Raw genomic sequence first — 23,769 nt, forward strand, 5'->3', positions numbered from 1 at the left:
TCACTCAGCGCTTCGCCAGCAAGGTTGTACCCCCATGCGTCTTTCCGATTTCATCGTTCAGAATGTGGACCGTATCGTCGATGAATGGGAAAAATTCGCCGCGACGCTGACCCCCGCGGCTGATTCGATGAACAGTGTGGAGCTGCGCGATCACGCTCAGTCCATTCTCCTGGCCGCGGCCCGGGACATGAACACGGCCCAGACCAAGGCCGAGCGGATTGCCAAGTCTCAGGGTGAAGAACTCGGCATAACGCCGACGCTGGACGAAGCGGCGGCCAGCCACGGCGAGTTGCGGCACATCGTGGGCTTTGACCTGGTGCAGATGACGTCGGAGTTTCGTCACCTGCGCGCGACAGTGATTCGGTTCTGGGTCGAAAGCCTGACGTCTCCGGAGATCGGTTACTTCACCGACATGATCCGCTTCAACGAGGCGATTGACGAAGCGCTGGCCGAATCGACGGCGGCCTATGCCGAGCGTGTGAATCGCTCGCGCGACATCTTTCTGGCCATTCTGGGCCATGACCTCCGCGCACCGCTGCAGGCCATTGGCATGTCATCCGAAATTCTGATGCGTAAAACCACCATCAGCGACGCGGACATGGCCTACATCAAGGGCATCAAAAGCAGCGGTCGATACATGGCGACCATGGTCAACGATTTACTGGAATTCGTGCGCAGTCGTCTGGGGGCGAGCTTGCCGGTGGAACGCAAGCCCATGGAAATGACCCTGGCCTGCCGCGACGCCATCGATGCAGCCATCGCCGGGCATCCCGACTGCGACCCGACGTTCATCTCCGAGGGGGACACGCAGGGTGAATGGGATCGCGCCCGAATTGACCAACTGCTGCAAAACCTGATCGGCAATGCCCTGCAGCACGGCGCAGCAACGCACAAGATCAGCGTGACGCTGACTGGCGGCGAACATCACATCAGCCTCTCGGTGCACAACGAAGGCGAGCCAATTGCCCAGGAAGCCATCGGCAGCATCTTCGACCCGATGGTTCGCGCCAACAACGAAGAAGCCGGCAACCACAACCCGTCCACCAGCCTGGGGTTGGGACTGTTCATCGTCAAGGAAGTGGTGAATGCACACGGCGGGAGCATCACCGTGACGTCAAACGTCGGCGATGGGACCACGTTTACCGTGGTGTTGCCCAAGAAGGGCTGAAGGCGGTCTGCCGATCGCCCGCCGAACTCCTATCCCCGTGGGGGCCGGCTTGCTGGCGAAAGCCTCAGGTCAGGCACTGCGAAGGTGACTATTACACAGCATTCGCCAGCAAGCCGGCTCCCACAGGGGGTAAGCGGTGTTGCACGTATCGCGATGCACGCTCAATCCTGCAAAAACCTGCCCAATCGCTGCTTGAGCATGCGATTCTCGGCCCGCACTTGCTCAAGCTCGTCCAGCAGGTTCAACGCCAGGGCAACGCCGTCCCACTCCATTGCCAGATCGTGATGCAATTTGGCCGCACGCTTGGCGATCGACAGCGAATACGTATCGAACAGCCAGTCGTCCGGCTTATGCCCCTGGGGTTCGACAATGCCGTGTTCGACAATCTCGATGACATAGGCGACCGGCACGTCGACCACCTGGCAGAACTCTTTCATGTCGATGACCAGGGTGTTGCTCATGATCAGTTACTCCATTGAGCCCTCGGATCGAAAGCGGCCTTCTCGGCCAGTTTCTCCCACAGCGCTTTGGTGGCGTCGTCAGTGGACTTGGGCATGACAATCTTCAGCTGCGCAAACAGATCGCCACGCTCGCCTTTCTTGTTCAACAGACCGTTACCTTTAACCCGCAACCGCTGCCCGCTTTGACTGTCCGGACGAATGGTCAGGTTGATCTTGCCAGTGAGCGTCGGCACCGCGACCTTCGTTCCCAGCGCAGCCTCCCACGGGGCGAGCGGGACGGTGATGATCAGGTCATGACCTTCGACGTCGAAGCGCGGATGCGGCGCCAGACGAATGGTCAGGAACAGGTCGCCGTTTTCACCGCCAGCCATGCCCGGCGCGCCCTGCCCCTTGAGACGAATGCGCTCGCCATCGGAAACGCCGGCCGGAATTTTAACGTTCAGGTTTTTGGTAATGTCCGCCATGCGTTGGCCGTTGGCACTGTGCTGCGGGACTTTGAAGCTGATCTTCTTCGACTCGGTCGAGAGGGTTTCTTCCAGGAAAATCGCCAGGTCCAGTTCCACGTCTTGCCCTCTACGCCCGGTGCTGCGCGGGCGTGCGCCCGGCTGACCGCCACGATTGCCGAAAATCGAACTGAAAAAGTCGGAGAAGTCCCCGCCCTCGAAGCCGCCGTTCCCGAAGCCTCCCCCTGCTGCACCACCGCGTCCCTGCCAGCCCGGAGGCGGCTGGAACCGGCCCTGTTGGCCGTATTTGCGGATGTCGTCGTACTCGGCGCGCTTTTCCGGGTCGCTCAACGCCTCGTAGGCTTCGGACGCCTCTTTGAATTTGTCTTCCGCGCCCGGCTCTTTGCTGACGTCGGGGTGATACTTGCGCGCAAGTTTGCGGTAGGCGGTCTTGATCGTCTTATCGTCCGCCGTCGGCTCTACGCCAAGGATCTTGTAATAGTCTTTGAAGTCCATCTAACGGTCACCCATTCCGGAGTCTTCAGCACAGTTCAGTACCGCGTTATCAGATGAGAACGTCGACCGCGCTGAATGTTGCAAGGTTGTCGGCACACGGCCTCGCGAGCTTGAAACAGGGTCCAAACCGGCCATATGCATTAAGAGTTGCCTTTGAGATTGGGGTGATATGCGCTGATTCAAGCGGCCCGCGTGAAATAGACGCATATGAAAAGAAAAACCGACATCGCGTGCTACGCATCTGTCGTCCACTCGCATACACTGCGCGGCCGTTTTTTTGACCGGAACGTACAGACCATGAGCGATTCATCCCCAGCCCGTGCCCTTGGCATCGATTTCGGCACCTCCAACTCCACGGTCGGCTGGCTGCGCCCCGGAGCGGAAACCCTGATCGCGCTGGAGGACGACAAGATCACCCTGCCATCGGTGGTCTTCTTCAACATGGAAGAGCGCCGACCGGTCTATGGCCGCCTGGCATTGCACGAGTACCTGGAAGGCTACGAGGGCCGCTTGATGCGCTCGCTCAAAAGCCTGCTGGGTTCCAAGCTGATCAAGCACGACACCAGCGTGCTAGGCACCGCAATGCCGTTCAAGGATCTACTCGGGCTGTTCATCGGAGAATTGAAGAAGCGCGCCGAAGCCGCGAGCGGTCAGCCGTTCGAGCATGTGGTACTGGGGCGGCCGGTGCATTTCGTCGATGACGACGCCGCTGCGGATCAGGAAGCCGAAGACACCCTCGCCGAGGTCGCGCGCAAGATCGGCTTCAAAGAGGTGTCGTTCCAGTTCGAACCCATCGCCGCAGCCTTCGACTACGAGTCGTCGCTAGACCGCGAAGAGTTGGTGTTGATCGTCGACATCGGCGGGGGTACGTCGGACTTTTCGCTGGTGCGCCTGTCACCGCAACGGCGTCTGGTCGATGACCGCCAACAGGACATCCTCGCCACCGGCGGCGTACACATCGGCGGCACCGACTTCGACAAACAGCTCAGTCTGCAAGGCGTGATGCCGCTGTTCGGCTATGGCAGCCGGATGAAAAGCGGCGCCTACATGCCCACCAGCACCCACATGAACCTGGCGACCTGGCACACCATCAACTCGGTCTATTCGCAGAAATCGCAATTGGCGCTGGGCAGCATGCGCTACGACATCGAGGACACCCTGGGCATCGACCGGCTGTTCAAACTGATCGAACAGCGCGCCGGGCACTGGCTGGCGATGGAAGTGGAAGAGACCAAGATTCAGCTGACTCACGCCCACAACCGCGTGGTGCCGATGGACCGTATCGAGGTCGGCTTGAACGCCGATCTCACCCGCGAACTGTTCGAATCATCGATCGATGCGTTGCTGGAACGCGTGCGTGAAAGCGTGACGAGCCTGTTAAAGGACGCAAACGTGGGCGTGACCGATGTGGACACGGTGTTTTTCACCGGCGGTTCCAGCGGCATCCCGGCCCTGCGCAACAGCGTCGCAGCGATGCTGCCGAAGGCACGTCACGTAGAAGGGAACATTTTTGGCAGCATCGGCAGCGGATTAGCCATCGAGGCGAAGAAGCGGTACGGCTGAGAACGACCAGAAATTACCGGGTTGCGCCCCCCCTGCTGAGGAGCGTGGCTTGTCCCGCGACCGGCGGGGAACCCGTCGTAAAGCCAGCGGACGCAGTGCAACTGTGACACCGCGGTCTCAGGGTTTGCTGCCGGTTCCCGGCTGGTCGCGGGACAAGCCACGCTCCAACAAGTAGAGGTCGAGCCGTCAGACGAGCTCCACCTTGCGCAATTCGCTCTTCAGATACGCATAGTAAATCGGTCCTGCCACGACCCCTGGCAATCCGAAGGCCGCTTCGAAGATCAGCATCGCCAACAGCAACTCCCACGATTTCGCGCTGATCTGCCCGCCGACGATGCGGGCGTTTAGGAAATACTCGACCTTGTGAATCACGATCAGGTAACCCAACGCCGCCAACGCGACCCAAATCGACAGCGACATGCCGACGATGAAGATCAGCGTGTTCGACATCAAATTGCCCACTACTGGTAGCAAGCCGAGCAGGAAGGTCATGACGATCAGGGTTTTGGTCAGCGGCAAATGCACGCCACATAACGGCAGGATGACGGCCAAAAATACCGAGGTGAACGCGGTATTCAGCAGCGAGATCTTGATCTGCGCGAAGACGATGTTGCGGAAGGCCTGACTCAACAGGTGCAAACGCTCGAACAGCGCGGCCGCCAAGGGCTTGCGCTTGGTAACGTCGGGAATGCGTTGCAGCGCAATGATCGCGCCCAGGACCATACCGATCAGCAGGGTCACGAACATGTGCGCCGCGCCCTTGCCCAGCAGTTGCAGTTCGCCGATGTGTTTGGTCAGCCATGCACTCAGGGAGGCCTGGAACTCAGAAGCGCTGGCTGGCAGATACCCGTCGATGAAGGGCGGCAATTGGCCTCGGGCGCGGTCCACCAGGATCATGAATTTATCCAGCGAGGCACCGGGGTTTTCGGCTTCGTGCAGGATGAAACTGATCGCGCCCGCAAACAGTAACGCCAAGACGCTGACGACCAATGTCCCGAGCAAAGCCACCGCTAACCAGCGTGCACGCTCGCCTGCGATCAGGCGTTGAAGTTGGGGGGTCAGCATGTCGACCAGTTCGTAAACCAGCAAACCTGCGAGCAGACTGGGGAGGAGCTTGAGCGGCAACACCGCCAGCAGACCACCGAACACGAGAATGCAGCTGGCGATGTACACATGACGCGGCGAAAACGTTGGCATACAGCCTCAAAACAAACGGCCTGAAAAGATGGGCAGTCTGCCAGCGTTCCCCGTCCACCACCAGCGCCGGGAGGGGGCGTTAGTCGTATCGCAATGATTTGAAACCGCGTGACTTGCCGAAGTGACGCCCACCTTGTGGGAACCACCCGCAGCAAGCCGGTTCCCACCGGTAAAGTTTGACCGGCGGGTAACGCTCTACAGGCCTATTTTTTTTTCAGGCAATCGCTCATGAACGACTTGCGCGCATCGCCTTTCAGCGCCTGGGTGCTGGCTGTCGCGTTGCAGGTTTTCATCTTTTCCTGCTGGGTTGCGGCGGGGGCTGGCGCGGCCTTCAAGCAAGTGCTCATGAAGGCTTTCCGATCATCGCCTTTCAGGGATTTGGCCGACGCATCGGCATTGCAGGTAGTCATTTTGTTTTGCTGCGCCGTGGCAGCGAAACCTTGAGCGCACATCAACATACCCATGACCAACAATGGAACACGCAGCATTTTCATCGACTCTTCTCCGGGGACGCCGCGATTCACGCAGCATTGAGAAGCAGTGTAGTCAAAGAATGTTGCGATATATTTCGGCGAAACGCCGATGTGAGGTGGACGCGCTGGCTGACAAGCCGATAATGGCGCCTCATTCTTCAACCGGTTTCCCCATGCAATACCTGTATCCCCTGCTCACAGTCATGATCTGGGCAGGCAATAACGTGATAACCAAAGCGGCCGCCGGGCGCATTTTTCCCGCCGAGATCGGCTTTTATCGTTGGCTGCTTGCCGGGTTGCTGTTCACGCCGTTTCTGCTCGGCCCGGTGTTGCGCAATCGCGCTGCCATCAAACCGATCATGGGTAAAGTCGCGATTCTGGGCGTGTTGGGCATGGCCATCTATCAAAGCCTGGCGTATTACGCAGCAAACATCACGACCGCGACCAACATGGGCATCATTCTGTCGCTGGTGCCGGTGATGACCCTGGGCATGTCGATTGCCAGTCTCGGCACCGCGCTGACGGCAGGCGCACTGGTCGGCGCACTGGTGTCATTCGCAGGCGTGCTGCTGGTGGTGTCACAAGGCAGTTGGGCGTTGCTGATCGCGCATGGCGTCAATGTCGGCGACCTGATGATGCTGATCGCGACGCTGGCCTACGCAACCTACAGCGCACTCTTGAAGAAATGGCAGCTGCGCATGCCCCCGCTGCAGTTGCTGTATCTACAGATTCTCGTAGCGATCATTGCGCTGTTTCCGTTGTTCCTGCTGTCGCCAAAAGCCGGCCTCGACGCCAGCAATATTCCACTGGTGCTCTACGCCTGCATCCCGACCTCAATGGTCGCGCCGCTGCTATGGATGAAAGCCATCAGCATCCTTGGCCCGAGCCGAACGACGCTGTTTTTCAACCTGGTACCGATTCTGACCGCCTTGGTTGCAGCCCTGGCCTTGGGCGAGCAACTGGCGTCGTATCACTTCATGGGCGGCGCGCTTACGCTAAGCGGCGTGATCCTTGCGGAACGCTGGACCACCCCGCTGCGCAAAGCCTCCCATCGATAACGCAGCCGCCTACGACGACTCACGCGTCGTCGCGACTTTCCGCGCTGTGGATCGACACGTCGGTAATGCCTGCCACATGGGGCAGACCGACGTGAGGATTACCCGCATCGAGTGGATCGTCCGCTACTGCGACATGGTGTTTGTGCGCCAACTCATGCACAACCTCAATGATCGGGACGTCCAGATTTTCAATCACATCGACGTGATGTTCCCCAGCGAGGGTGTACTCGATTTCATAAAGCTCTTTATCGCTCATCGCACTCTTTCCTTAGTGGCCCGGTTGGGTCCACTGATCACGAACTACGGCTCATAAAGTCAAAGGCCGGCGGCTTTAAGGCGCGCGGCGTGCTCAAGAAACAACCCCACGGGATTGGCCCCCTTGCCCACCAGACCCAGGTGCTGGTTGACGATGTCGAAATGGTCGAGCGGAAAGTCGTCACCGATGACCGTGCCCAGGTGAGAACTCATTCGCCCGACCATGCCATCAGATTGACCCCGCTCTTTCGTGAACGTGCGAGCGAATATTCGGCAGGTGAGATTAGTGGTATCGAAGCGGTTTTTTCCGCGGTCCGTACGCCCCGGCTGCAAGGTGCCGGACCATGAGTAATAGCGCACTCCGTTGACCAATTCTGCGCCCTGCCCGCCCCAGGTTTGCGGAAGACCTTGCGGGAACGACTGATTAAACCGGGCCACGCCGCGGGTGGTCAGTGAGTGATGGGCGGCATCGACATCCGTGGGCAGCCGCGTGCCGCGATAGCCGGTGTCCAGCATCGCGAGCAACCATGAGGTCAGCCGAATCCCGGCATTGACCAAGCGCCCTCTTAGTGTGCTCGATGGAAAATGCGCTTCCAGGTAGTCAGCCAGTTCCGAGCCATGGTTCGGACCTGCAACGGAGGTGACCGAGGCCACCAGGTCAGGGCGTACCCCGGCGACGTAGCGGATCGTCAGCGCGCCTTGGCTATGGCCGATCAGATTGACCTTGGTGGCGCCGGTTTCCTTGAGGATTTCTTCCACTCGACCCAGCAGTTGCTCGCCACGTATCTCGGTGGAGTTCACTGCCGAGACCATCACCGGGATTACCCTCGCCCCACCTCGACGCAAGGCCGGGACGATGCCGAACCAGTAGGGATAGACGATCAGCTTCACGAACCCCAACAAACCCGGCACCAGCACGATCGGATAACGCGTGGCCTGTTCTTGCGTCATGTGCGAATGAGTCCTCATGTGTGGCTGGCCACAGGATTTACATGCATCCAGGTGGTTGAGCGTCAACAGACTTAAACCCTAGCCGCAAACCGTTCAGCAATCATGACAAAACAGGTAATGCCCCATCGCCATCTTTTGATCGAACTCTTTCAATCGGCCAACGCTCATAACTGCAACGGGCCATCAATGGCCTTTCTATGGAGTGATCGGCTATGTACAAGCAATCTTTGGCAGTTCTGTTCGCAATGGCCGCGCTGGCGGGCTGCACCTCGACAACCCTGCAGAACCCGGTGGACTACGCCACCTATCGCAACGAACCGCTGGTCAAGCAAGTGGACACCGGCATGACTGAGCAGCAAGTGCTGACCATTGGCGGCGAGCCGTCCACCCGCGTACACCGCAAGGTTCACCCAGGCACCTGCAACAACTACATCCTGAACAAGGACGGCCATCAGCAGGCCTATTACGTGACTTTTGGCGCGAACGACCGCGTGGACAGCAAGGGCTTCATGACCTGCGAACAGCGTGAAGCGAACGAAAAGGCGATGTGAGCCACACGCAATCTGAACTGAAGGAGTGAGCTAGCTCGCGATGGCGGTCTGTCTCATAAATTGATACAGGCTGACACACCCTGATCGCGAGCAAGCTCACTCCTACAAGGTTTCTGTGGCCCGTGCGGACGACAACAAAACAAATAAAACTTTTCCCCGCGCCTGACACTCACACCATAAGACCCGATCTCACCGGGCATCGACCAGACAGTAACGGTCGGTGCGGCAAGAGCGAGACGGCAAAGAACCGGATTAGCCCTGGAGATGAATGATGAGCGATGTGCAGCAATTAACTGATGTCAGCACCCTGCGCGAACGTGCGCGTCACAACGTGGAAAACGGTGCAGTCACCGAAGGCTATGACGGCGACCGCGAAGAGATCATTCGCCTGCTCAATGCCTCGTTGGCCACCGAGTGGGTGTGCGTTCTGCGCTACAAGCGCCACTACTACATGGCAAAAGGCGTCAAAGCCCAGGTCGCTGCGGCAGAGTTCCTGGAACACGCCGAACAAGAGGCTGAACACGCCGACAAACTGGCCGAGCGCATCGTGCAATTGGGCGGCGAGCCGGAACTGAACCCCGACCTGCTGTCGAAAAACTCCCACGCGCAGTACGTGGCTGGCAACACGCTGAAAGAGATGGTCACCGAAGACCTGATCGCCGAGCGCATTGCAATCGATAGCTATCGGGAGATCATTCAGTACATCGGTGATAAAGACCCGACCACCCGCCGCATCTTCGAAGAGATCCTGGCCCAGGAAGAAGAGCACGCCGACGACATGGCGGACATTCTCGACGGGCTGTGATGCCGTTACGGGAACGCCAAAGCCAGGACATATGTCCTGGCTTTTTTGTGGATCATTAAAAGCAATGTGTCGGCATGTCAGGCGCCTTAGCTGGCGTCGTACCTCCAGCGCCTTCCCCAAGTTAATGCTGCGTTGCACCTACATCCAACAGGGTCCAGACAGTGGATGACTAGCGCAGATACCTGCAACGCGACGGTTCTGTAGGAGACGGCGGAGGTGACGACGGCCGAGAAGCCAGTGGTTCAGCCACATGAAAAATTGGCTAACCCGGCGCTTTCGTCGCAACGCCGCCCGCAACAGGCCGGCTCCCACACATGGAAGGTGTGGGATTCCAGCCTGCAGCGTTTATTGAACAGTCTTCGGTGCCTTGCCTGCGCGCATCTGTTCCAGCAATGGCGCGCATTGGTTCGGTTCGCCGCCACTGGGTGCGACCAATGCCAGCAGACCCGCCGCAGGTCCGACCGCCGCACCGAGCAGGACCATCCCCGCGCCACGCAACAGCAACGGGCCGGATTGCACGCCCGCGCTCGGTTTGACGAATGGCCCACGCACGTACAGCGGCGAACGCAATGAGAAGACACGGAAGCCTTTTGATTCCGGCGTGATCTTGAGGTCGAGCTGCTCGCTCTTCATGTTCGCCGTGCCGTTGATGTAAATGATCGCGTTCTCGGTATCAAAAACGGACAGGTTGCTCGTCGCCAGGCCGTCCTTGAAGCCGAAGTCAGAGGCAGCGCAGTTGATCTTCACGTTCTTGTCGCCAAACAGCGTGCCTACCACGTAGTTACCGACGTTCAGACCGGCAATCTCCATCAGGTCGCGGCTGATCGCACCGTCGTTCACCAGCAGCTTCATCTCGCCATTGGCCGTGCCCAGCAGCGCTGCTACCGAGTTGCCCTTGCCACTGATGTCGGCGTCGCCATTCAACTCGCCGAAGCTGGTTTTCATCGGCTCGAACGTCGGGAACAGTTGCTTGAGTTTGAAATTGCGCGCGCTCAACCTCGCGCGGCCTTCCAGCGGTTGGGAATGCCCATTGAGCTTGATATCGGCGTCGAGCTTACCGCCCGCCACGCCGAAGCGCAGAGGTTGAAGGCTGAGCTGACCATCGTTCAGCACCACGTGGGTGTAGAGGTCAGTGAACGGAAGCTCGGCACTCTGGACAATTTTCTTGCCGGTGAACTCGACATCCGCGTCCATCGCGCTCCAGCGGTCGGTTTTGAACTCCTCGACAGGCAGCACTTTGTCAGCGGGCTGCTTGCTCTCGCCGCCACGGGATTTCTGCTCGGCGTTGGAATCGGCACCAATCAACGGCTTGAGGTCAGCCATCAGCAGTTGATTGGACACCAACGCCCCGCTCAGCTTCGGACGCGGCTGGCTGGCGACAAAACCCAAATCCCCATGAATATCGCTGTTGCCGATCTTGCCGTTGAAGCCTTTGTACTGAAACGACGCCCCGGCCGGGTCATGCAGCTTGGCGATCAGGCGGCCATCGGTGGAATACGGCGGGGAGTCCGGCAGCGTCACCCCAGTCAGCGGATACAGGTTGCCGAGGCTGTCACCGGACAGTTTCAAACTCAGGTCCAGCTCGCCGAGATTCTGTGGATCCGTGACGGTACCCGCCACTGCCACGCGGGTGTTACCTGCACTGACGTCTGCCTGAACCGGAAAAGGCAACGCCGCATCTTTCAGCGCCAGCAACCCGCCTACTTTGCCGGTGCCGTTGAGTTTTTGCCCGTGGTATTGGCCTTTAGCTGTGAAACCAAAGGCGTAGTCCTGAGCGGAGGCGCCTTTGTCCTTGACCTTCTTTGCTTCACCACTGCCCACGATATCGCTGAACGGAATCGGCTTGCCAAGAGGGTCGATCACTACGTCGACCGAGGTGTTGATCTTCTGATCGTTGTAACTGACGAAGCCTTTGTCGAAGCCGATGGAGCCGATGTCCACGACCCAATTCGAGGGTTTTGCGTTCGGGTCACTTTTGGGCAGATCGAACACCCAGTTCGCGCGACCATCGGCCAGACGCTCGATTTTGGCGTTGGGCTCGGTCAGGTCGATGCGCGGAATGACCACCCGTTGCGCCAACAGCGGCAGCGGTGACAGGCGCATCTCTACGCGTTTGAGGGTCACCATTTGAGGTGTTTTCGACCATTCGGGGTTGCCCAGCGCGATGTCTTCGGCGGACATGTGCGGCCACGGCACCCAGGCCCGCCAGCCGCCTTCATCGGGTTCGCGACGCCAGTGCACGGCCAGATTGCCGTTGATGGCGAAAGGTCGATGCAGCTCAGCCGACACTTTTTCGTTAATGGTCGGCTTGAGCCGATTCCAGTCAAAGGTTGCGATCACGATAATCAGTACAGCCAGCAACAGCAGCAGAATGCCGACTGTCCAGGCGAAAATCTTGCGGCCTCGCGTCATTGCGTTATCTCCCCATTTACCGACGGCCCTTCCTGGACCCGTCTCGAACGTCATTACCCCCTCTGACTGACAAAAACCCTGTGGGTTTGATGAAATCGGGAAATCAAGGTCGGAAAAGTTCCGTGCTGTCCCGTCAGAGCGAGGCAAGACGCTTCCAGACAGCCTAGCGCATCATTCTGCAGGCCACGGAAATCAAGGCGTACGCGTCAGAATCAATTCCGTCGATGGTGACCATCAGCCCATTGAACTTCTTTCTGGCCTGCCCGCCAGTAAAATTGCCCTCACGTTCACAACACGCCTTTCCAAGAGCAACCACCATGAAACGCCAACTGATTGCATTGACCTTTTCCCTTCTTGCCTCGAGCGCGTTCGCCATGCCTGCCAGCGAACAACCGGCGTTGGGAGAAGCGAAAATGGCTCAGGACGCAGGTTTGCCGACGTTGGCGCAGGACGACGCGGCGCGTGTGATTCGCCAATGCCAACGCGTGGCGGCGGAAGAGAATTGCAATAACCTGTCGCGTCGTTATCAGCGCGTGGCCGATAACGGCCCTGATCGTCTGGTACGCCAGTATCAGCGCGTCTCCTGACCGGCAGCTGTGTCGCCCAAGCCCGGCCCCAGTGCCGGGCTTTTCAGTGCCTGTCGTCCCGTTCCGCAAAAGCCGGTTCGACGCCGCGCAAAAGCATTTGATAGAGTGCTGCCCATTCCTTCTTTAGATACCGTCGACCTCCATGCTGCCCCGCGCCGAACAGAAACAGCAGACCCGTCACGCCCTGCTCGACGCAGCCCGGGGCTTGATGGAGAGCGGTCGGGGCTTCGGCAGTTTGAGCCTGCGGGAAGTCGCGAAAACGGCCGGGATCGTGCCCACTGGTTTCTATCGTCATTTCGACGACATGGACCACTTGGGCCTTGCGCTGGTGAGTGAAGTCGGCCAGACCTTTCGCGAGACGATTCGCCGGGTCCGGCACAACAGCGACATCAATACCGGCATCATCGATGCATCGGTGCGGATCTTTCTCGAAGTGGTGGCGGCTAATCGCTCGCAGTTTCTGTTCCTGGCGCGCGAGCAGTACGGCGGCTCGCTGAAGGTGCGACAAGCGTTGGGGGCATTGCGGGAGGCGATCATCACCGACCTGGCCACCGACCTTGCGTCGATGCCCAAATTTCACCACCTCAATCCTGATGACCTCGCGGTGATGGCCGACCTAGTGGTGAAAAGTGTATTTGCCATGCTCCCGGAGCTTATCGACCCGCCGCCCCTTACATTGGCGGAACACATGACGCCCCGGGCGAAGATCACGCAGCAACTGCGCTTTATCTTCATCGGCGCCAAGCGCTGGCAGGGGCTTGGGAGCACCGAGTAGCCACCTGCACGTTTGGCAATCCGATGTCCTGTAGAAGTGAGCTTGCTTGCGATAAGAATGAGCCAGCCAATATCAACGACACTGACGCTTCGCTATGGCGAGTAAGCTCACTCCTACAACTCGCCACACGATAGAACCAAAACAGTGCAGCAGCCGCCATCAGGCACCAAAATAACCCACCCCAGCGCCCCACCTTGTACCGTCCGCTCCTGCCCCGCCGCCCATTCCTGACTTCATCGTCAGTTGGCAAGCCCCTTGCTCTGCCTATCCCATTCGCACATTGCTGGAAGTTTTCCAATGCTGGTCATTCATCAACGAATCGACGCTCAGGCTGAATGGGCCGCTGAGCTGCACTTGAATTTCGAAGCACGGAGCAAAAGCCGTCTGCGCTGTTTCAGTGCCGAGGGCGAAGATGTGGGCCTGTTCCTCGAGCGCGGGCAACCGCCCTTGCGGGACGGGGATTTTTTGAAAGCTGAAGACGGCCGCGTCGTGCGCGTCTGCGCCCGCCCGGAACAGCTGCTGCACGTGACCTGTGATAACGCCTTCGAGTTGACTCGCGCCGCGTATCACCTCGGCAACCGCCACGTTGCACTGCAAGTCGGCGATGGCTGGCTGCGACTGCTCGACGATTACGTGCTCAAGGCCATGCTCGATCAACTGGGCGCCACCACCGAATCCATCGAGGCCCCTTTCCAGCCAGAACATGGCGCCTACGGCGGCGGGCATCATCATTCCCGGGCGGGCGAAGAAGATTTCAACTACGCGCCACGCATTCACCAGTTCGGCGTTCGCAAATGAGCACATGCCCATGAACAAAGCATGGGCGCTGTTGCGTCTGGCCAGCCCGCAGTTGCCGATTGGCGGGTACAGCTATTCCCAAGCACTAGAGATGGCAGTAGAGCAGGCCATCGTCACTGATCCGCCCAGCGCCGCCCGCTGGATTGGCGATCAGCTGTTGCTGAATCTTTGCCGTTTCGAAGCGCCGTTGCTTTTAGCTCATTGCACTGCTGCGACCGATGAAGATTGGGCGACGTTGCGGCAACTGAGCGAAAAGCATCGTGCCAGTCGCGAGACCCGCGAGCTGCATCTGGAGAGTCGGCAGATGGGTTACTCGTTGCAGCAGTTGCTCATGGGCCTGCCAGAACTCGACCCGCCCGCACACGATTTCCTTAAGCAAATCGGCGAGCCGCACCTCGCCTTGGGCTGGGCCCTTGCCGCTCGCGCGTGGCACATCGACGCTCAGGATGCGCTCGCCGCCTGGCTCTGGAGTTGGCTGGAAAATCAGTTGGCCGTGTTGATGAAGACCCTGCCGTTAGGTCAGCAAGCCGCGCAACGCCTGACCAGCGAGCTGACACCACTGCTACAGACCGCTCAGCAACACACGACCCAGCTTGCTCCTGAACAGATAGGCAGCGCGCCGTTCGGCCTGGCGCTGGCGAGCATGGCCCATGAGCGCCAGTACAGCCGTTTATTTCGATCCTGACTGTTTTACCTGACACCTGATTCGGACAGCGGCCACCCCCGCAACCGCACAAGAAGATCAATGGAGAGCACTTTATGAACAGCCAACCTCTGCGCGTCGGTATCGGCGGCCCGGTCGGGTCCGGGAAAACCGCATTGACCCTCGCCCTGTGCCTGGCGCTGCGCGAGCGCTACAACCTCGCCGTGGTGACCAACGACATCTACACCCGCGAAGACGCCGACTTTCTGGTGCGCAATGAGGCCCTGGCGCCGGAACGCATCATCGGGGTCGAAACCGGTGGCTGCCCTCATACGGCAATCCGGGAAGACGCTTCGATCAATCTGGAAGCCGTGGATCAGCTGAATCGCCGTTTCGAGGGCCTGGACCTGATCATCGTCGAATCCGGCGGCGACAACCTGTCGGCGACCTTCAGCCCGGAATTGTCAGACCTGACCATTTATGTGATCGACGTCTCGGCGGGGGACAAACTGCCTCGCAAGGGCGGGCCGGGCATCTGTAAATCCGATCTGCTGGTCATCAACAAAATCGACCTGGCGCCGCTGGTAGGCGCGTCGCTGGAGATGATGGACCGCGACACCAAAAAGATGCGGGGCGACAAGCCGTTTGTGTTCAGCAATCAGAAAACCGGCCATGGCCTGGAGGACATCATTGCCTTCATCGAGCGCCAGGGCCTGCTGACCGCTGCCTGATTTCACTCACTAAGGAAGATCATTGATGAATCGCAAAACCTTTTCGGGGACAAACATCCTCGGCGCGCTGGCATTGTTGCTGGTTCCAGCCCTGGCGTTCGCCCATCCGGGCCACGATGAAAGCGGTCTGGTGGCAGGCATCAGCCATCCGCTGGGCGGCATCGATCACTTGCTGGCGATGATCGCCGTGGGCCTGTGGGCTGCGCAGCAGAAAGGCGTCGCCCGCTGGGCGCTGCCCTGCACGTTCGTCGGCACCATGCTGATCGGCGGGCTGCTGGGTTTCGAAGGGCTCGAACTCCCTGCGCTGGAAAGCGGGATCGCCGCGTCGGTGTTTGCGCTGGGTCTGGCCGTCGCGCTGGCGGTGCGTCCTCCGCTGTTCGTGGCAGTGGCCGCGGCCGCCCTGTTCGCGATGTTCCACGGCGTGGCCCACGGCCTTGAGCTGCCGGAGATGTCGAGCCCTTGGGGTTATGCACTGGGCTTCGTCGGCGCCACGGCTGCACTGCATGCGGCAGGTTACGCCGTGGTGCGCTATCTGCCCACCGCTGCCGCGCCCGTTGTGCGGGTTGCCGGCGCGTTGTCGGCTGCGACGGGTGTGTGGTTGTTCGCGGGGTGAAGCCCCCACCTATCTTGTGGGAGATTCTATGCTCGCTGGCAAACCGCATTCGCCAGCGAGCCGGCTCCCACAGGGGTCATGCATAGGTCATAAAATCTGCGACCAACATCGTATCCGTGGGAGCCGGCTTGCTGGCGAATGCGGTGGGTCAGTGCTACCTGAATGAGTTGACACTCCGCTTTCGCCCGACCACGGCCCTCACCAGGACGGCCCCCACAGGGGTCATGCATAGGTCATAAAATCTGCGACCAACATCCTATCCGTGGCAGCCGGCTTGCTGGCGAATGTGGTGGGTCAGTGATACCTGAACGCCCTGACACTCCGCGTTCGCCCGACCACTGCCCTCACCAGGACGGCCCCCACAGGGGTCATGCATAGGTCATAAAATCTGCGACCAACATCGTATCCGTGGGAGCCGGCTTGCTGGCGAATGTGGTGGGTCAGTGATACCTGAATGACTTGACACTCCGCGTTCGCCCGACCACGGCCCTCACCAGGACGGCCCCCACAGGGGTCATGCATAGGTCATAAAATCTGCGACCAACATCGTATCCGTGGGAGCCGGCTTGCTGGCGAATGTGGTGGGTCAGTGATACCTGAACGCCCTGACACTCCGCATTCGCCAGCGAGCCGGCTCTTACAGGGATCTGCGCTGGAAGCCCCCATTTGATCCAGCCGTTCACCCCGCCACCCCCGCCTCCTGCTACCATGTCGCGCCATTTGCCCTCTGCTGCGACGCCATCCGATGCCTGACGTTTCTCTGCCCGCCTCCAAGTCTGAACTGTCCGCTGTGTTCGCCACTGTGCAGCAGCATTTCATGGCAGTGATCGTCCCGTTGTGGCAAGGGCCGGGCTGGAACGCCGAGATGGCGCTGCCGTATGAGGCGCTTGACGCTCATCACCAACCGTTGCCCCCGCAGCGCTACCGGGCCATGGCGTGCGCGCGGCAGCTGTTTCTGTTTTCCAGCTTCATCGGCGATCCGCAGGTCCCCGACGCCGACGTGCGCGCCGCTGCGCTGTTTCGCTCGCTGCAACGGCACTTCCACGATGCCGAACACGGCGGCTGGTTTTACAGCATCGATCCTCAAGGCGCGCCGCTGGACCGTCGCAAAGACCTCTACACCCACGCTTTCATCGTTTTCGCCTGCGCGCATTACTGGGCGAAGGTCCGCGAGCCGTTGGTGGAACCGGTCCTCAATGCCGCCCTGCATGTCGTGGCCGAGCGTTTTGCCGATGGCGATGGCTTGTACGAGTCAGTGCTGGACGAGGATTGGTCATCCCTGGACGCAGGCCCCCTGCAAAACCCGTTGATGCACTTGGCTGAAGCCTTTCTGGCAACGCTTGAAGTGCGCGAAGACGCCGACACCCTTGCCGCCCTCGACGCACTGGCCGAAGCCATGCAGCGGCGATTCGTGGATGTCGAGCATGGCGTGATGCTAGAGAAACCGTTGGACGCTGTGGATAACTGGTCCGAGCCGGGGCATCAGTTCGAGTGGTTCTATTTGCTGGAATCGTCGGCGCACCTGCGCAGCACACCGCTGCATCGGTCGCTGACCACCGCTTTCGCGCATGCCGAGGCGCAGGGTGTCGACGCGCGCTCGGGGGCCGTGGTGGCGACGCTGGATGTGGAAGGCGCGATCAAAGATGGTACTCAGCGCATCTGGGCGCAGGCCGAATACCTGCGAGCGCTGACCTTGCGGCCTGACAGCGAAGCATTGCTCGCTCGCCAGTTGAATGCCCTGCAACAACGCTTCCTGCACCCGACCGGCTGGAACGAATGCCTGGACGATCAGGGTCAGATCAGCCGCCGCGACATGCCCTCGACCACGCCCTATCACTTGGCGACGTGCTACATCGGCCTGGCGGAATATTTCAAGGCCTGATGCCGAACGTGTGGGAGTGAGTTTGCTCACGAATACGTTGGCTCAATCACATCAAAAGTGACTGACGAAAAGCGTCGTGAGCAAGCTCACTCCCACAGAATCAAGAACGCCTCGACACCGCTTTCGGCGGATCGCCGCCCGCAGCAAGCCGGCTCGCGCAGGCACAATGTCGGTCGCCGATTTCACAACACATGCACGATCTTGTGGGAGCCGCCTCGGTGGCGAATGAGGAGTGTCAGGCGATTCACCTGTCACTGGCCCACCACTTTCGGCGGATCGCCGCCCGCAGCAAGCCGGCTCCTCAGGTCATCATTCCAGCCTTACTTCGTCTCACCACGCGAACGATCAATCGCGAACCCGGCCCAGGTCTGGCTGACCGGCATCAGTTCCAGGTTGTTCACGTTGACGTGCGCCGGGGTGTTCATGATCCAGAAGATGGTTTCGGCAATGTCTTGCGGCTGGATCGGCTCGGCGCCTGCGTAAGTGGCGTCGTACTTCGCCTGATCGCCACCAAAACGCACAAGGGAGAACTCGCTTTCACACAGGCCGGGCTCAAGATTGGTCACTCGCACGCCGGTGCCGATCAGGTCGTTGCGAAGGTTGAGCGAGAACTGGCCAACGAAGGCTTTGGTGCCGCCATACACGTTACCGCCCGGGTACGGGTAGTTGCCTGCCACCGAACCCAGGTTGACGATGCTCGCGCCACGGCCGTAGGCGATCAGGCGCGACAGCAATGTGCGCGTGGTGTAGACCAGCCCTTTGACGTTGGTGTCGATCATGGTGTCCCAATCGTCCAGGTCGCACTTCGGCGCAGGGTCGATACCCAATGCCAGACCGGCGTTGTTGATCAGGCCGCGAATCTTTGCAAACTCGGCAGGCAACCCTTCGACAGCCTGCTCAACGGCAGCGCGGTCGCGCACGTCCAGCGTCAAGGTGTGCACCTTGGTCTGCTTCGACAGCTCGGCGCTCAGCGCTTGCAGGCGCTCTTCACGGCGGCCGGTCAACACCAGCGACCAACCCGCTTCTGCAAAGCGTCGTGCGCAGGCTTCGCCAAACCCGGAGGTGGCACCGGTAATAAACACGGTAGATGTCATGTCGTTCTCCTGATGAGGGTTTCGGCTTAGAAAAAAACTTGAAGTGGACGCGACCCAGAGGGTGGCGTGTAGGAAAGTTCTGGAGAATGCCCGCGCAAGCGGCTTGGGATCAAGCCTGTGCGCAACAAACCTCGCATTGCGCTGCGAAAAGCGCACCTGTACAAAAAACAACCAGATCAGCCAAAGCCTTAGCCGGTATGGCCTGGACGCGGTTTTGCCCACCTTATCCACAGCCAGGCACACAAAATCCGGGGGCAACTTCCACTCGCTCAGGCCACGGCTCACGGGGCCTGTGAGCATTTTTAGAGGAATTTTCCTTGACCCGCTGAAACGTATCTGCCGCCTGTCGAGCGACGAGCCTGTCCGAGTGGACAGGACCCATCGCAGCAGGTCAGGGATTGCGCTATCTGCGGCGGTCTTTCCAAGGGTTGCGCACAGAGTTATCCACAGGCACGACGCGAGTAAAAACTGGATAAAAAACCAGCCCTTGAAGCGTTGACAAACACCTCGAAAATACCGGCCGAGATTGCTGATCAATAAATGACCAACAGCCTCAAAGCCACGTCGAATAAGGCCTGTAGCCAACTGCCACCAACTTATTCACAGCCGTCTCCACAGTAAAACTGAACAAGTCAAAAGCGTGACAAAACAACCATTTGTAGCGGCTAAATGTCGCGTTTTGGAAGGTCTTCAAAATTGTTTTCCACAATCGGCAACTTACCGAAAACGGCGCTTACCGGTGCGCTGTGATTTTGCGATGCACGATAGGTGTAGGAGACGACAGAGTCACGACGGCTGCTCCTACAGGGTGATGAGTTGAATCGCGTAGGGCGCGAAAACAAAACGCCCCGGGCGTTTCCACCCGGGGCGTCAGGCATTGCGGGTTAGCGAGCGGGATCAATGCCCGCCGAGATAGGCGTTGCGCACTTCTTCGTTGGTCAGCAGCTCTTGTCCGGTGCCTGTAAGACGAATCTCGCCGTTGACCATCACGTAGGCGCGGTCTGACAGCTTCAGGGCGTGGTTGGCGTTCTGCTCGACGAGGAAAATCGTCATGCCAGTTTGCGCCAGTTCACGCAGGGTGGAGAAGATCTGTTTAACGATGATCGGCGCCAGGCCGAGGCTCGGCTCGTCCAGCAGCAACAGCTTTGGACGGCTCATCAACGCGCGGGCGATGGCGAGCATTTGCTGCTCGCCACCGGACATGGTCATGGCGCGCTGGTTACGACGCTCCTTCAAGCGCGGGAACAGATCGAACATGCGCTGCATGTCTTCACTGGCGTACTTATCCCCAATCGGAATCGTGCCCATCATCAGGTTTTCTTCCACCGACATGTCGGGGAATACGCGACGGCCTTCAGGCGATTGCGCGATACCGTTGGACGCGATGTAGTGCGACGACTTCTGGGTGATATCGGTGCCCTGATAGAAGATCTGGCCGCGAGCCACCCGGGGTTGCCCGAAAATCGACATCAGCAGCGTGGATTTCCCCGCGCCGTTGGAGCCGATCAGGCTGACCGTTTCGCCCGCGTCGATGTGCATCGAGACTTTCTTCAGGGCCTGAATCGGCCCGTAGTACACGTCGATCTCTTTCAGTTCGAGGATCGGCTGACTCATACCAACTCCTCTTCATCAGCACCCAGGTATGCCGCGATCACTTTCGGATCGTTGCGGATCTGCTCCGGTTTGCCCTTGGCAATTACGTTGCCGTGGTCAAGCACCACGATGTCGTCGGAAATGCCCATGACCATGCCCATGTCGTGTTCGATCAGCACGATGGTCATATCGTGTTCGTCGCGCAGGTGACGGATCATGCCGCTGAGCGCTTCGGTTTCTTGTGGGTTCAAGCCTGCGGCCGGTTCGTCCAGGCAGATCACCTGTGGACGGGTGCACATGGCGCGGGCGATTTCCAGACGGCGCTGCTGGCCGTAGGACAATTCGCCGGCCAGGCGATTGGCGCAGTCCACCAGGTCCACCACTTCCAGCCAGTAGAAGGCCGTATTCAGCGCGTCTTCTTCGGCCTTGCGGTACCCCTTGGTATTGAGGATGCCTGCGATCATGTTGCGGTTGACCCACATGTGCTGGGCCACCAACAGGTTCTCGACGACGGACATTTCCTTGAACAGGCGAATGTTCTGGAACGTGCGCGCCAGGCCCGCCCGGTTCACCAGATGCGTGCCGCCGAACATCTTGTAGAACAGCCGGCTGCCAAAGCGCTTGGGCGAAGCGAAGTCGCTAACGCGGAACTGCTCGCCGAGCAGCTGGATCACGTTGGTTTTCTTGCCTCGGGCATTCAGCTCGATGCGGCCGCCGGTGGCTTTATAAAAGCCTGTCAGGCAGTTGAACACCGTGGTCTTGCCTGCGCCGTTAGGGCCGATCAGGGCGAAGATCGAATTGCGGCGCACTTCAAGGCTGACGTCGCTGAGAGCCTTGATGCCGCCGAAGTGCATCATCAGGTTCTCGACGGACAGAACGATTTCGTCGCTCATCGCGCGCCCTCCACGTTTGCCAGCACGCCTTTGCGTGGTTGTACGCCGGTGCGGCTGATGCGGATCAGGCCACGTGGGCGCCAGATCATCATCAGCACCATCAGGATGCCGAACAGCAGTACGCGGTATTCGGCAAAGCTGCGCAGCATTTCCGGAGCGACGGTCAACACGAACGCGGCAATCACCACGCCCACGGTCGACCCCATACCGCCCAGTACGACAATGGCCAGAATCAGCGCGGACTCGAAGAAGGTGAACGAGGTCGGGTTGACGAAGCCTTGGTAGCTGGCGAAGAACACCCCCGCCAGACCTGCAGTCGACGCGCCGATGGTGAACGCCGAGAGCTTGACCAACACGTGGTTCAGGCCCATGGAGCGGCAGGCGATTTCGTCTTCACGCAAGGCTTCCCACGCGCGGCCGACCGGCATACGGGTCAGACGGTGCTTGATGTACAGCACCGCCAGCACGACCAGGAACAGCACGGCGTAGATGAAGATGAATTTCAGATCCGGGTTGTATTCAAAGCCGAAATATTCGTGAATCGGGATGCCGCCATCTTTAGCGCGACGCCCGAATTCCAGGCCGAAAAACGTCGGTGAAGGCACCGGTACACCGTTCGGGCCGCCTGTGAACGACAGCCAGTTGTTGAGCACCAGGCGAATGATTTCACCGAAGCCCAATGTAACGATGGCCAAGTAATCGCCATGCATGCGCAACACCGGGAAACCGAGGATGCACCCGGCGAACGCCGCCGCGATGGCCGCAAGAGGCAGTGCTGACCAGAAACCGAGACCCAGATATTGGTAACCCAGCGCCAGACCGTAAGCACCGATGGCGTAGAACGCTACGTAGCCGAGGTCGAGCAGACCGGCCAGACCGACCACGATGTTCAGGCCGAGGCCCAGCAACACGTAGATCAGGCCGAGAATGACGACCGTCAGCACGTATTTGTCGGCGAAGACCGGGAAGATCACGGCGATCAGAATCATCAACGGAATGATGAAGCGCAGGCGCGTCTTGTAACCTGGCGGCAGCACATGAACGCCAGAGCCTGAGCTTTCGAAGCTCTGCGCGATGGCGACGCCTTTTGGCGTTTGCAGGAACAGGCTCATGAAGAATCGGCCGACGATCACCACGCCGACCAGCGCTGCAACGCGACCCGGTTGCATGTTGAAGCCGTAGCCGTCGAGTACGATCCCGACGATAGGACCGAACACGATCAGCGCCAGCAAGCCGGCGACGACCGCGTCGATCAGGCTTTGTTTGATATCGATGGGTTTGACAGGAGCAGACATGGTTACACCTTCGCCACGAGTGGGCGACCCAGCAGGCCTTGAGGACGGAAGATCAGAATCACTACCAGCAGGCCGAAACTGAACACGTCTTTATAGTCGGAGTTGATCAGACCGGAGAACTGCGATTCGGCAATCCCCAGGATCAATCCACCGAGCATGGCGCCCGGCAATGAGCCAATCCCGCCCAGTACGGCTGCGGTGAACGCTTTGATGCCGATGACGAAACCGGCGAAGAAATCGAACGTGCCGTAGTTCATGGTGATCAGCACGCCAGCGAGCGCGGCCATGGCGGCACCGATGACAAACACGTAGGAAATGATCCGGTCGGTGTTGATCCCCAGAATCGAGGCCATCTTGCGGTCCTGTTGCGTCGCGCGGCACATGCGGCCCAGCTTGGTGTACTTGATGATGTAGGTCAGTACGCCCATGCCGATGAAGGCGGCAATCAGGATGAAGATCTTGGTGTAGGTGATCTGCACGAAACCATGGCCGACTTCGAACCGCATGGCGCCTTCGAGCAGGGTCGGAACACCTTGCTGACGAGGACCCTGGGCGATCTGCGCGTAGTTTTGCAGGATCAGGGAAATACCGATGGCACTGATCAGCGGTGCCAGACGTGTCGAGTTGCGCAGAGGCTTGTAGGCCACACGCTCGATGACGAAGCCATACACACCGGTCACCACGATGGTGAAGATCAATGTGCCGAGAATCAGGAAAGGGAACGACTCGATACCAAAGAACGACAGCACGGCCAGGCCGATGGCTGCGAGGTAGGCGGAGATCATGTACACGTCGCCATGGGCGAAGTTGATCATGCCGATGATGCCGTACACCATCGTGTAACCGATGGCGATCAGGCCATAGACCGACCCGAGGGTCAGGCCGTTGACCATTTGCTGCAGGAAAATACCATCCATCACGCACGCTCACGAACTTGAAGGCCACCCTGGCGCGAACCGATTATTCCCTCGTGAGGAATAGCGGGCCGCGCACGATGGCAACAGAAGAATCC

General features: G+C 59.5%; 24 protein-coding genes. 12 read left to right on the forward strand and 12 right to left on the reverse strand.

Features of this window, described 5'->3' with window-relative positions; genetic code table 11:
* Positions 1-34 precede the first annotated feature (34 nt).
* The gene (locus tag B3N48_RS24865) at positions 35-1,168 is read left to right on the forward strand and encodes a sensor histidine kinase (RefSeq protein WP_296188208.1); all 1,134 of its coding nucleotides are present in this window, start codon (positions 35-37) and stop codon (positions 1,166-1,168) included.
* Between the two features lie 161 nt (positions 1,169-1,329).
* Here the strand turns inward: B3N48_RS24865 and B3N48_RS24870 are convergent, their stop codons facing one another.
* Together B3N48_RS24870 and cbpA are read right to left on the reverse strand one after the other, a co-directional pair.
* The gene (locus tag B3N48_RS24870; protein ID WP_296188210.1) at positions 1,330-1,629 is read right to left on the reverse strand and encodes a chaperone modulator CbpM; all 300 of its coding nucleotides are present in this window, start codon (positions 1,627-1,629) and stop codon (positions 1,330-1,332) included.
* Between the two features lie 2 nt (positions 1,630-1,631).
* Positions 1,632-2,588, reverse strand: coding sequence for a curved DNA-binding protein (gene cbpA / locus B3N48_RS24875; RefSeq protein WP_296188213.1), 957 nt, complete (start codon positions 2,586-2,588; stop codon positions 1,632-1,634).
* 297 nt (positions 2,589-2,885) lie between these two features.
* Between cbpA and B3N48_RS24880 the strand changes: the two genes are divergently transcribed.
* Positions 2,886-4,151 (forward strand): Hsp70 family protein, encoded by a 1,266-nt coding sequence (locus B3N48_RS24880; RefSeq protein WP_296188215.1) that lies wholly within the window; start codon positions 2,886-2,888, stop codon positions 4,149-4,151.
* Between the two features lie 186 nt (positions 4,152-4,337).
* Here B3N48_RS24880 and B3N48_RS24885 read toward each other — a convergent pair whose 3' ends face one another.
* Positions 4,338-5,348 carry an AI-2E family transporter gene (locus tag B3N48_RS24885; RefSeq protein ID WP_296188217.1) on the reverse strand — a complete coding sequence of 337 codons (1,011 nt, stop codon included), beginning with the start codon at positions 5,346-5,348 and terminating at the stop codon, positions 4,338-4,340.
* Between the two features lie 203 nt (positions 5,349-5,551).
* Complete coding sequence (locus tag B3N48_RS24890; RefSeq protein WP_296188339.1) at positions 5,552-5,842, reverse strand: PsiF family protein; 291 nt, start codon at positions 5,840-5,842, stop codon at positions 5,552-5,554.
* Positions 5,843-5,994: 152 nt separating this feature from the next.
* Here B3N48_RS24890 and B3N48_RS24895 point away from each other — a divergent pair, with 152 nt between their 5' ends.
* Positions 5,995-6,879: a DMT family transporter gene (locus B3N48_RS24895; protein WP_296188220.1), complete on the forward strand. Its 885-nt coding sequence runs from the start codon at positions 5,995-5,997 to the stop codon at positions 6,877-6,879.
* Positions 6,880-6,898: 19 nt separating this feature from the next.
* Here the strand turns inward: B3N48_RS24895 and B3N48_RS24900 are convergent, their stop codons facing one another.
* Entirely contained in the window at positions 6,899-7,135 is a 237-nt protein-coding gene (locus B3N48_RS24900; protein ID WP_296188222.1) for a hypothetical protein, read from the reverse strand.
* Positions 7,136-7,194: 59 nt separating this feature from the next.
* Complete coding sequence (locus B3N48_RS24905; RefSeq protein WP_296188224.1) at positions 7,195-8,085, reverse strand: esterase/lipase family protein; 891 nt, start codon at positions 8,083-8,085, stop codon at positions 7,195-7,197.
* A gap of 212 nt (positions 8,086-8,297) precedes the next feature.
* Here B3N48_RS24905 and osmE point away from each other — a divergent pair, with 212 nt between their 5' ends.
* Together osmE and B3N48_RS24915 are read left to right on the forward strand one after the other, a co-directional pair.
* Positions 8,298-8,636, forward strand: a complete 339-nt coding sequence (gene osmE, locus B3N48_RS24910) for an osmotically-inducible lipoprotein OsmE (RefSeq protein ID WP_296188225.1) — start codon at positions 8,298-8,300, stop codon at positions 8,634-8,636.
* A gap of 271 nt (positions 8,637-8,907) precedes the next feature.
* Positions 8,908-9,441, forward strand: coding sequence for a ferritin-like domain-containing protein (locus B3N48_RS24915; RefSeq protein WP_166595978.1), 534 nt, complete (start codon positions 8,908-8,910; stop codon positions 9,439-9,441).
* A 345-nt stretch (positions 9,442-9,786) separates the two neighbouring features.
* Here the strand turns inward: B3N48_RS24915 and B3N48_RS24920 are convergent, their stop codons facing one another.
* Positions 9,787-11,853: an AsmA family protein gene (locus B3N48_RS24920; RefSeq protein WP_296188228.1), complete on the reverse strand. Its 2,067-nt coding sequence runs from the start codon at positions 11,851-11,853 to the stop codon at positions 9,787-9,789.
* A gap of 317 nt (positions 11,854-12,170) precedes the next feature.
* On the opposite strand from B3N48_RS24920, the gene B3N48_RS24925 reads away from it, so the two are divergent.
* From B3N48_RS24925 to B3N48_RS24955, 7 genes are all read left to right on the forward strand, one after another.
* Positions 12,171-12,440: a hypothetical protein gene (locus B3N48_RS24925; RefSeq protein WP_296188230.1), complete on the forward strand. Its 270-nt coding sequence runs from the start codon at positions 12,171-12,173 to the stop codon at positions 12,438-12,440.
* Between the two features lie 142 nt (positions 12,441-12,582).
* Positions 12,583-13,215: a TetR family transcriptional regulator gene (locus B3N48_RS24930; RefSeq protein ID WP_296188231.1), complete on the forward strand. Its 633-nt coding sequence runs from the start codon at positions 12,583-12,585 to the stop codon at positions 13,213-13,215.
* A gap of 297 nt (positions 13,216-13,512) precedes the next feature.
* Positions 13,513-14,013 (forward strand): urease accessory protein UreE, encoded by a 501-nt coding sequence (gene ureE, locus B3N48_RS24935; protein WP_296188233.1) that lies wholly within the window; start codon positions 13,513-13,515, stop codon positions 14,011-14,013.
* A 10-nt stretch (positions 14,014-14,023) separates the two neighbouring features.
* Complete coding sequence (locus tag B3N48_RS24940) at positions 14,024-14,698, forward strand: urease accessory protein UreF (RefSeq protein WP_296188236.1); 675 nt, start codon at positions 14,024-14,026, stop codon at positions 14,696-14,698.
* A 74-nt stretch (positions 14,699-14,772) separates the two neighbouring features.
* Positions 14,773-15,387, forward strand: a complete 615-nt coding sequence (gene ureG, locus B3N48_RS24945; protein ID WP_062378949.1) for an urease accessory protein UreG — start codon at positions 14,773-14,775, stop codon at positions 15,385-15,387.
* 25 nt (positions 15,388-15,412) lie between these two features.
* Positions 15,413-16,000 carry a HupE/UreJ family protein gene (locus B3N48_RS24950; RefSeq protein ID WP_296188241.1) on the forward strand — a complete coding sequence of 196 codons (588 nt, stop codon included), beginning with the start codon at positions 15,413-15,415 and terminating at the stop codon, positions 15,998-16,000.
* A 745-nt stretch (positions 16,001-16,745) separates the two neighbouring features.
* On the forward strand, positions 16,746-17,882 hold the full coding sequence (locus B3N48_RS24955; RefSeq protein WP_296188243.1) for an AGE family epimerase/isomerase: 1,137 nt from the start codon (positions 16,746-16,748) through the stop codon (positions 17,880-17,882).
* A 320-nt stretch (positions 17,883-18,202) separates the two neighbouring features.
* Here the strand turns inward: B3N48_RS24955 and B3N48_RS24960 are convergent, their stop codons facing one another.
* The 5 genes from B3N48_RS24960 to B3N48_RS24980 all read right to left on the reverse strand — a co-directional run bounded on the left by B3N48_RS24960 (position 18,203) and on the right by B3N48_RS24980 (position 23,674).
* Positions 18,203-18,976 carry an SDR family oxidoreductase gene (locus B3N48_RS24960; protein WP_296188244.1) on the reverse strand — a complete coding sequence of 258 codons (774 nt, stop codon included), beginning with the start codon at positions 18,974-18,976 and terminating at the stop codon, positions 18,203-18,205.
* A gap of 897 nt (positions 18,977-19,873) precedes the next feature.
* Entirely contained in the window at positions 19,874-20,590 is a 717-nt protein-coding gene (locus B3N48_RS24965; RefSeq protein WP_296188246.1) for an ABC transporter ATP-binding protein, read from the reverse strand.
* Complete coding sequence (locus tag B3N48_RS24970) at positions 20,587-21,462, reverse strand: ABC transporter ATP-binding protein (RefSeq protein ID WP_296188247.1); 876 nt, start codon at positions 21,460-21,462, stop codon at positions 20,587-20,589. Before B3N48_RS24970 ends, B3N48_RS24965 begins: the two co-directional genes overlap by 4 nt.
* Positions 21,459-22,757: a high-affinity branched-chain amino acid ABC transporter permease LivM gene (gene livM, locus B3N48_RS24975; RefSeq protein WP_296188248.1), complete on the reverse strand. Its 1,299-nt coding sequence runs from the start codon at positions 22,755-22,757 to the stop codon at positions 21,459-21,461. The genes B3N48_RS24970 and livM overlap by 4 nt, the downstream gene beginning before the upstream one ends.
* 2 nt (positions 22,758-22,759) lie before the next feature.
* Positions 22,760-23,674, reverse strand: coding sequence for an ABC transporter permease subunit (locus B3N48_RS24980; protein ID WP_296188250.1), 915 nt, complete (start codon positions 23,672-23,674; stop codon positions 22,760-22,762).
* Between the last annotated feature and the right edge of the window lie 95 nt (positions 23,675-23,769).

This window comes from Pseudomonas sp. UBA1879, from assembly GCF_002338065.1.
Classification (GTDB): Bacteria; Pseudomonadota; Gammaproteobacteria; order Pseudomonadales; family Pseudomonadaceae; genus Aquipseudomonas.

Coding starts and splice junctions, on each gene's coding strand:
- B3N48_RS24950 (WP_296188241.1), top strand. CDS start 15,413: ATGAATCGCAAAACCTTTTCGGGGACAAACATCCTCGGCGCGCTGGCA.
- B3N48_RS24925 (WP_296188230.1), top strand. CDS start 12,171: ATGAAACGCCAACTGATTGCATTGACCTTTTCCCTTCTTGCCTCGAGC.
- B3N48_RS24915 (WP_166595978.1), top strand. CDS start 8,908: ATGAGCGATGTGCAGCAATTAACTGATGTCAGCACCCTGCGCGAACGT.
- livM (WP_296188248.1), bottom strand. CDS start 22,757: ATGTCTGCTCCTGTCAAACCCATCGATATCAAACAAAGCCTGATCGAC.
- B3N48_RS24940 (WP_296188236.1), top strand. CDS start 14,024: ATGAACAAAGCATGGGCGCTGTTGCGTCTGGCCAGCCCGCAGTTGCCG.
- cbpA (WP_296188213.1), bottom strand. CDS start 2,588: ATGGACTTCAAAGACTATTACAAGATCCTTGGCGTAGAGCCGACGGCG.
- B3N48_RS24965 (WP_296188246.1), bottom strand. CDS start 20,590: ATGAGTCAGCCGATCCTCGAACTGAAAGAGATCGACGTGTACTACGGG.
- B3N48_RS24870 (WP_296188210.1), bottom strand. CDS start 1,629: ATGAGCAACACCCTGGTCATCGACATGAAAGAGTTCTGCCAGGTGGTC.
- B3N48_RS24955 (WP_296188243.1), top strand. CDS start 16,746: ATGCCTGACGTTTCTCTGCCCGCCTCCAAGTCTGAACTGTCCGCTGTG.
- B3N48_RS24970 (WP_296188247.1), bottom strand. CDS start 21,462: ATGAGCGACGAAATCGTTCTGTCCGTCGAGAACCTGATGATGCACTTC.
- osmE (WP_296188225.1), top strand. CDS start 8,298: ATGTACAAGCAATCTTTGGCAGTTCTGTTCGCAATGGCCGCGCTGGCG.
- B3N48_RS24900 (WP_296188222.1), bottom strand. CDS start 7,135: ATGAGCGATAAAGAGCTTTATGAAATCGAGTACACCCTCGCTGGGGAA.
- B3N48_RS24890 (WP_296188339.1), bottom strand. CDS start 5,842: ATGAAAATGCTGCGTGTTCCATTGTTGGTCATGGGTATGTTGATGTGC.
- B3N48_RS24920 (WP_296188228.1), bottom strand. CDS start 11,853: ATGACGCGAGGCCGCAAGATTTTCGCCTGGACAGTCGGCATTCTGCTG.
- ureE (WP_296188233.1), top strand. CDS start 13,513: ATGCTGGTCATTCATCAACGAATCGACGCTCAGGCTGAATGGGCCGCT.
- B3N48_RS24885 (WP_296188217.1), bottom strand. CDS start 5,348: ATGCCAACGTTTTCGCCGCGTCATGTGTACATCGCCAGCTGCATTCTC.
- B3N48_RS24980 (WP_296188250.1), bottom strand. CDS start 23,674: ATGGATGGTATTTTCCTGCAGCAAATGGTCAACGGCCTGACCCTCGGG.
- B3N48_RS24880 (WP_296188215.1), top strand. CDS start 2,886: ATGAGCGATTCATCCCCAGCCCGTGCCCTTGGCATCGATTTCGGCACC.
- B3N48_RS24865 (WP_296188208.1), top strand. CDS start 35: ATGCGTCTTTCCGATTTCATCGTTCAGAATGTGGACCGTATCGTCGAT.
- B3N48_RS24930 (WP_296188231.1), top strand. CDS start 12,583: ATGCTGCCCCGCGCCGAACAGAAACAGCAGACCCGTCACGCCCTGCTC.
- B3N48_RS24895 (WP_296188220.1), top strand. CDS start 5,995: ATGCAATACCTGTATCCCCTGCTCACAGTCATGATCTGGGCAGGCAAT.
- B3N48_RS24905 (WP_296188224.1), bottom strand. CDS start 8,085: ATGACGCAAGAACAGGCCACGCGTTATCCGATCGTGCTGGTGCCGGGT.
- B3N48_RS24960 (WP_296188244.1), bottom strand. CDS start 18,976: ATGACATCTACCGTGTTTATTACCGGTGCCACCTCCGGGTTTGGCGAA.
- ureG (WP_062378949.1), top strand. CDS start 14,773: ATGAACAGCCAACCTCTGCGCGTCGGTATCGGCGGCCCGGTCGGGTCC.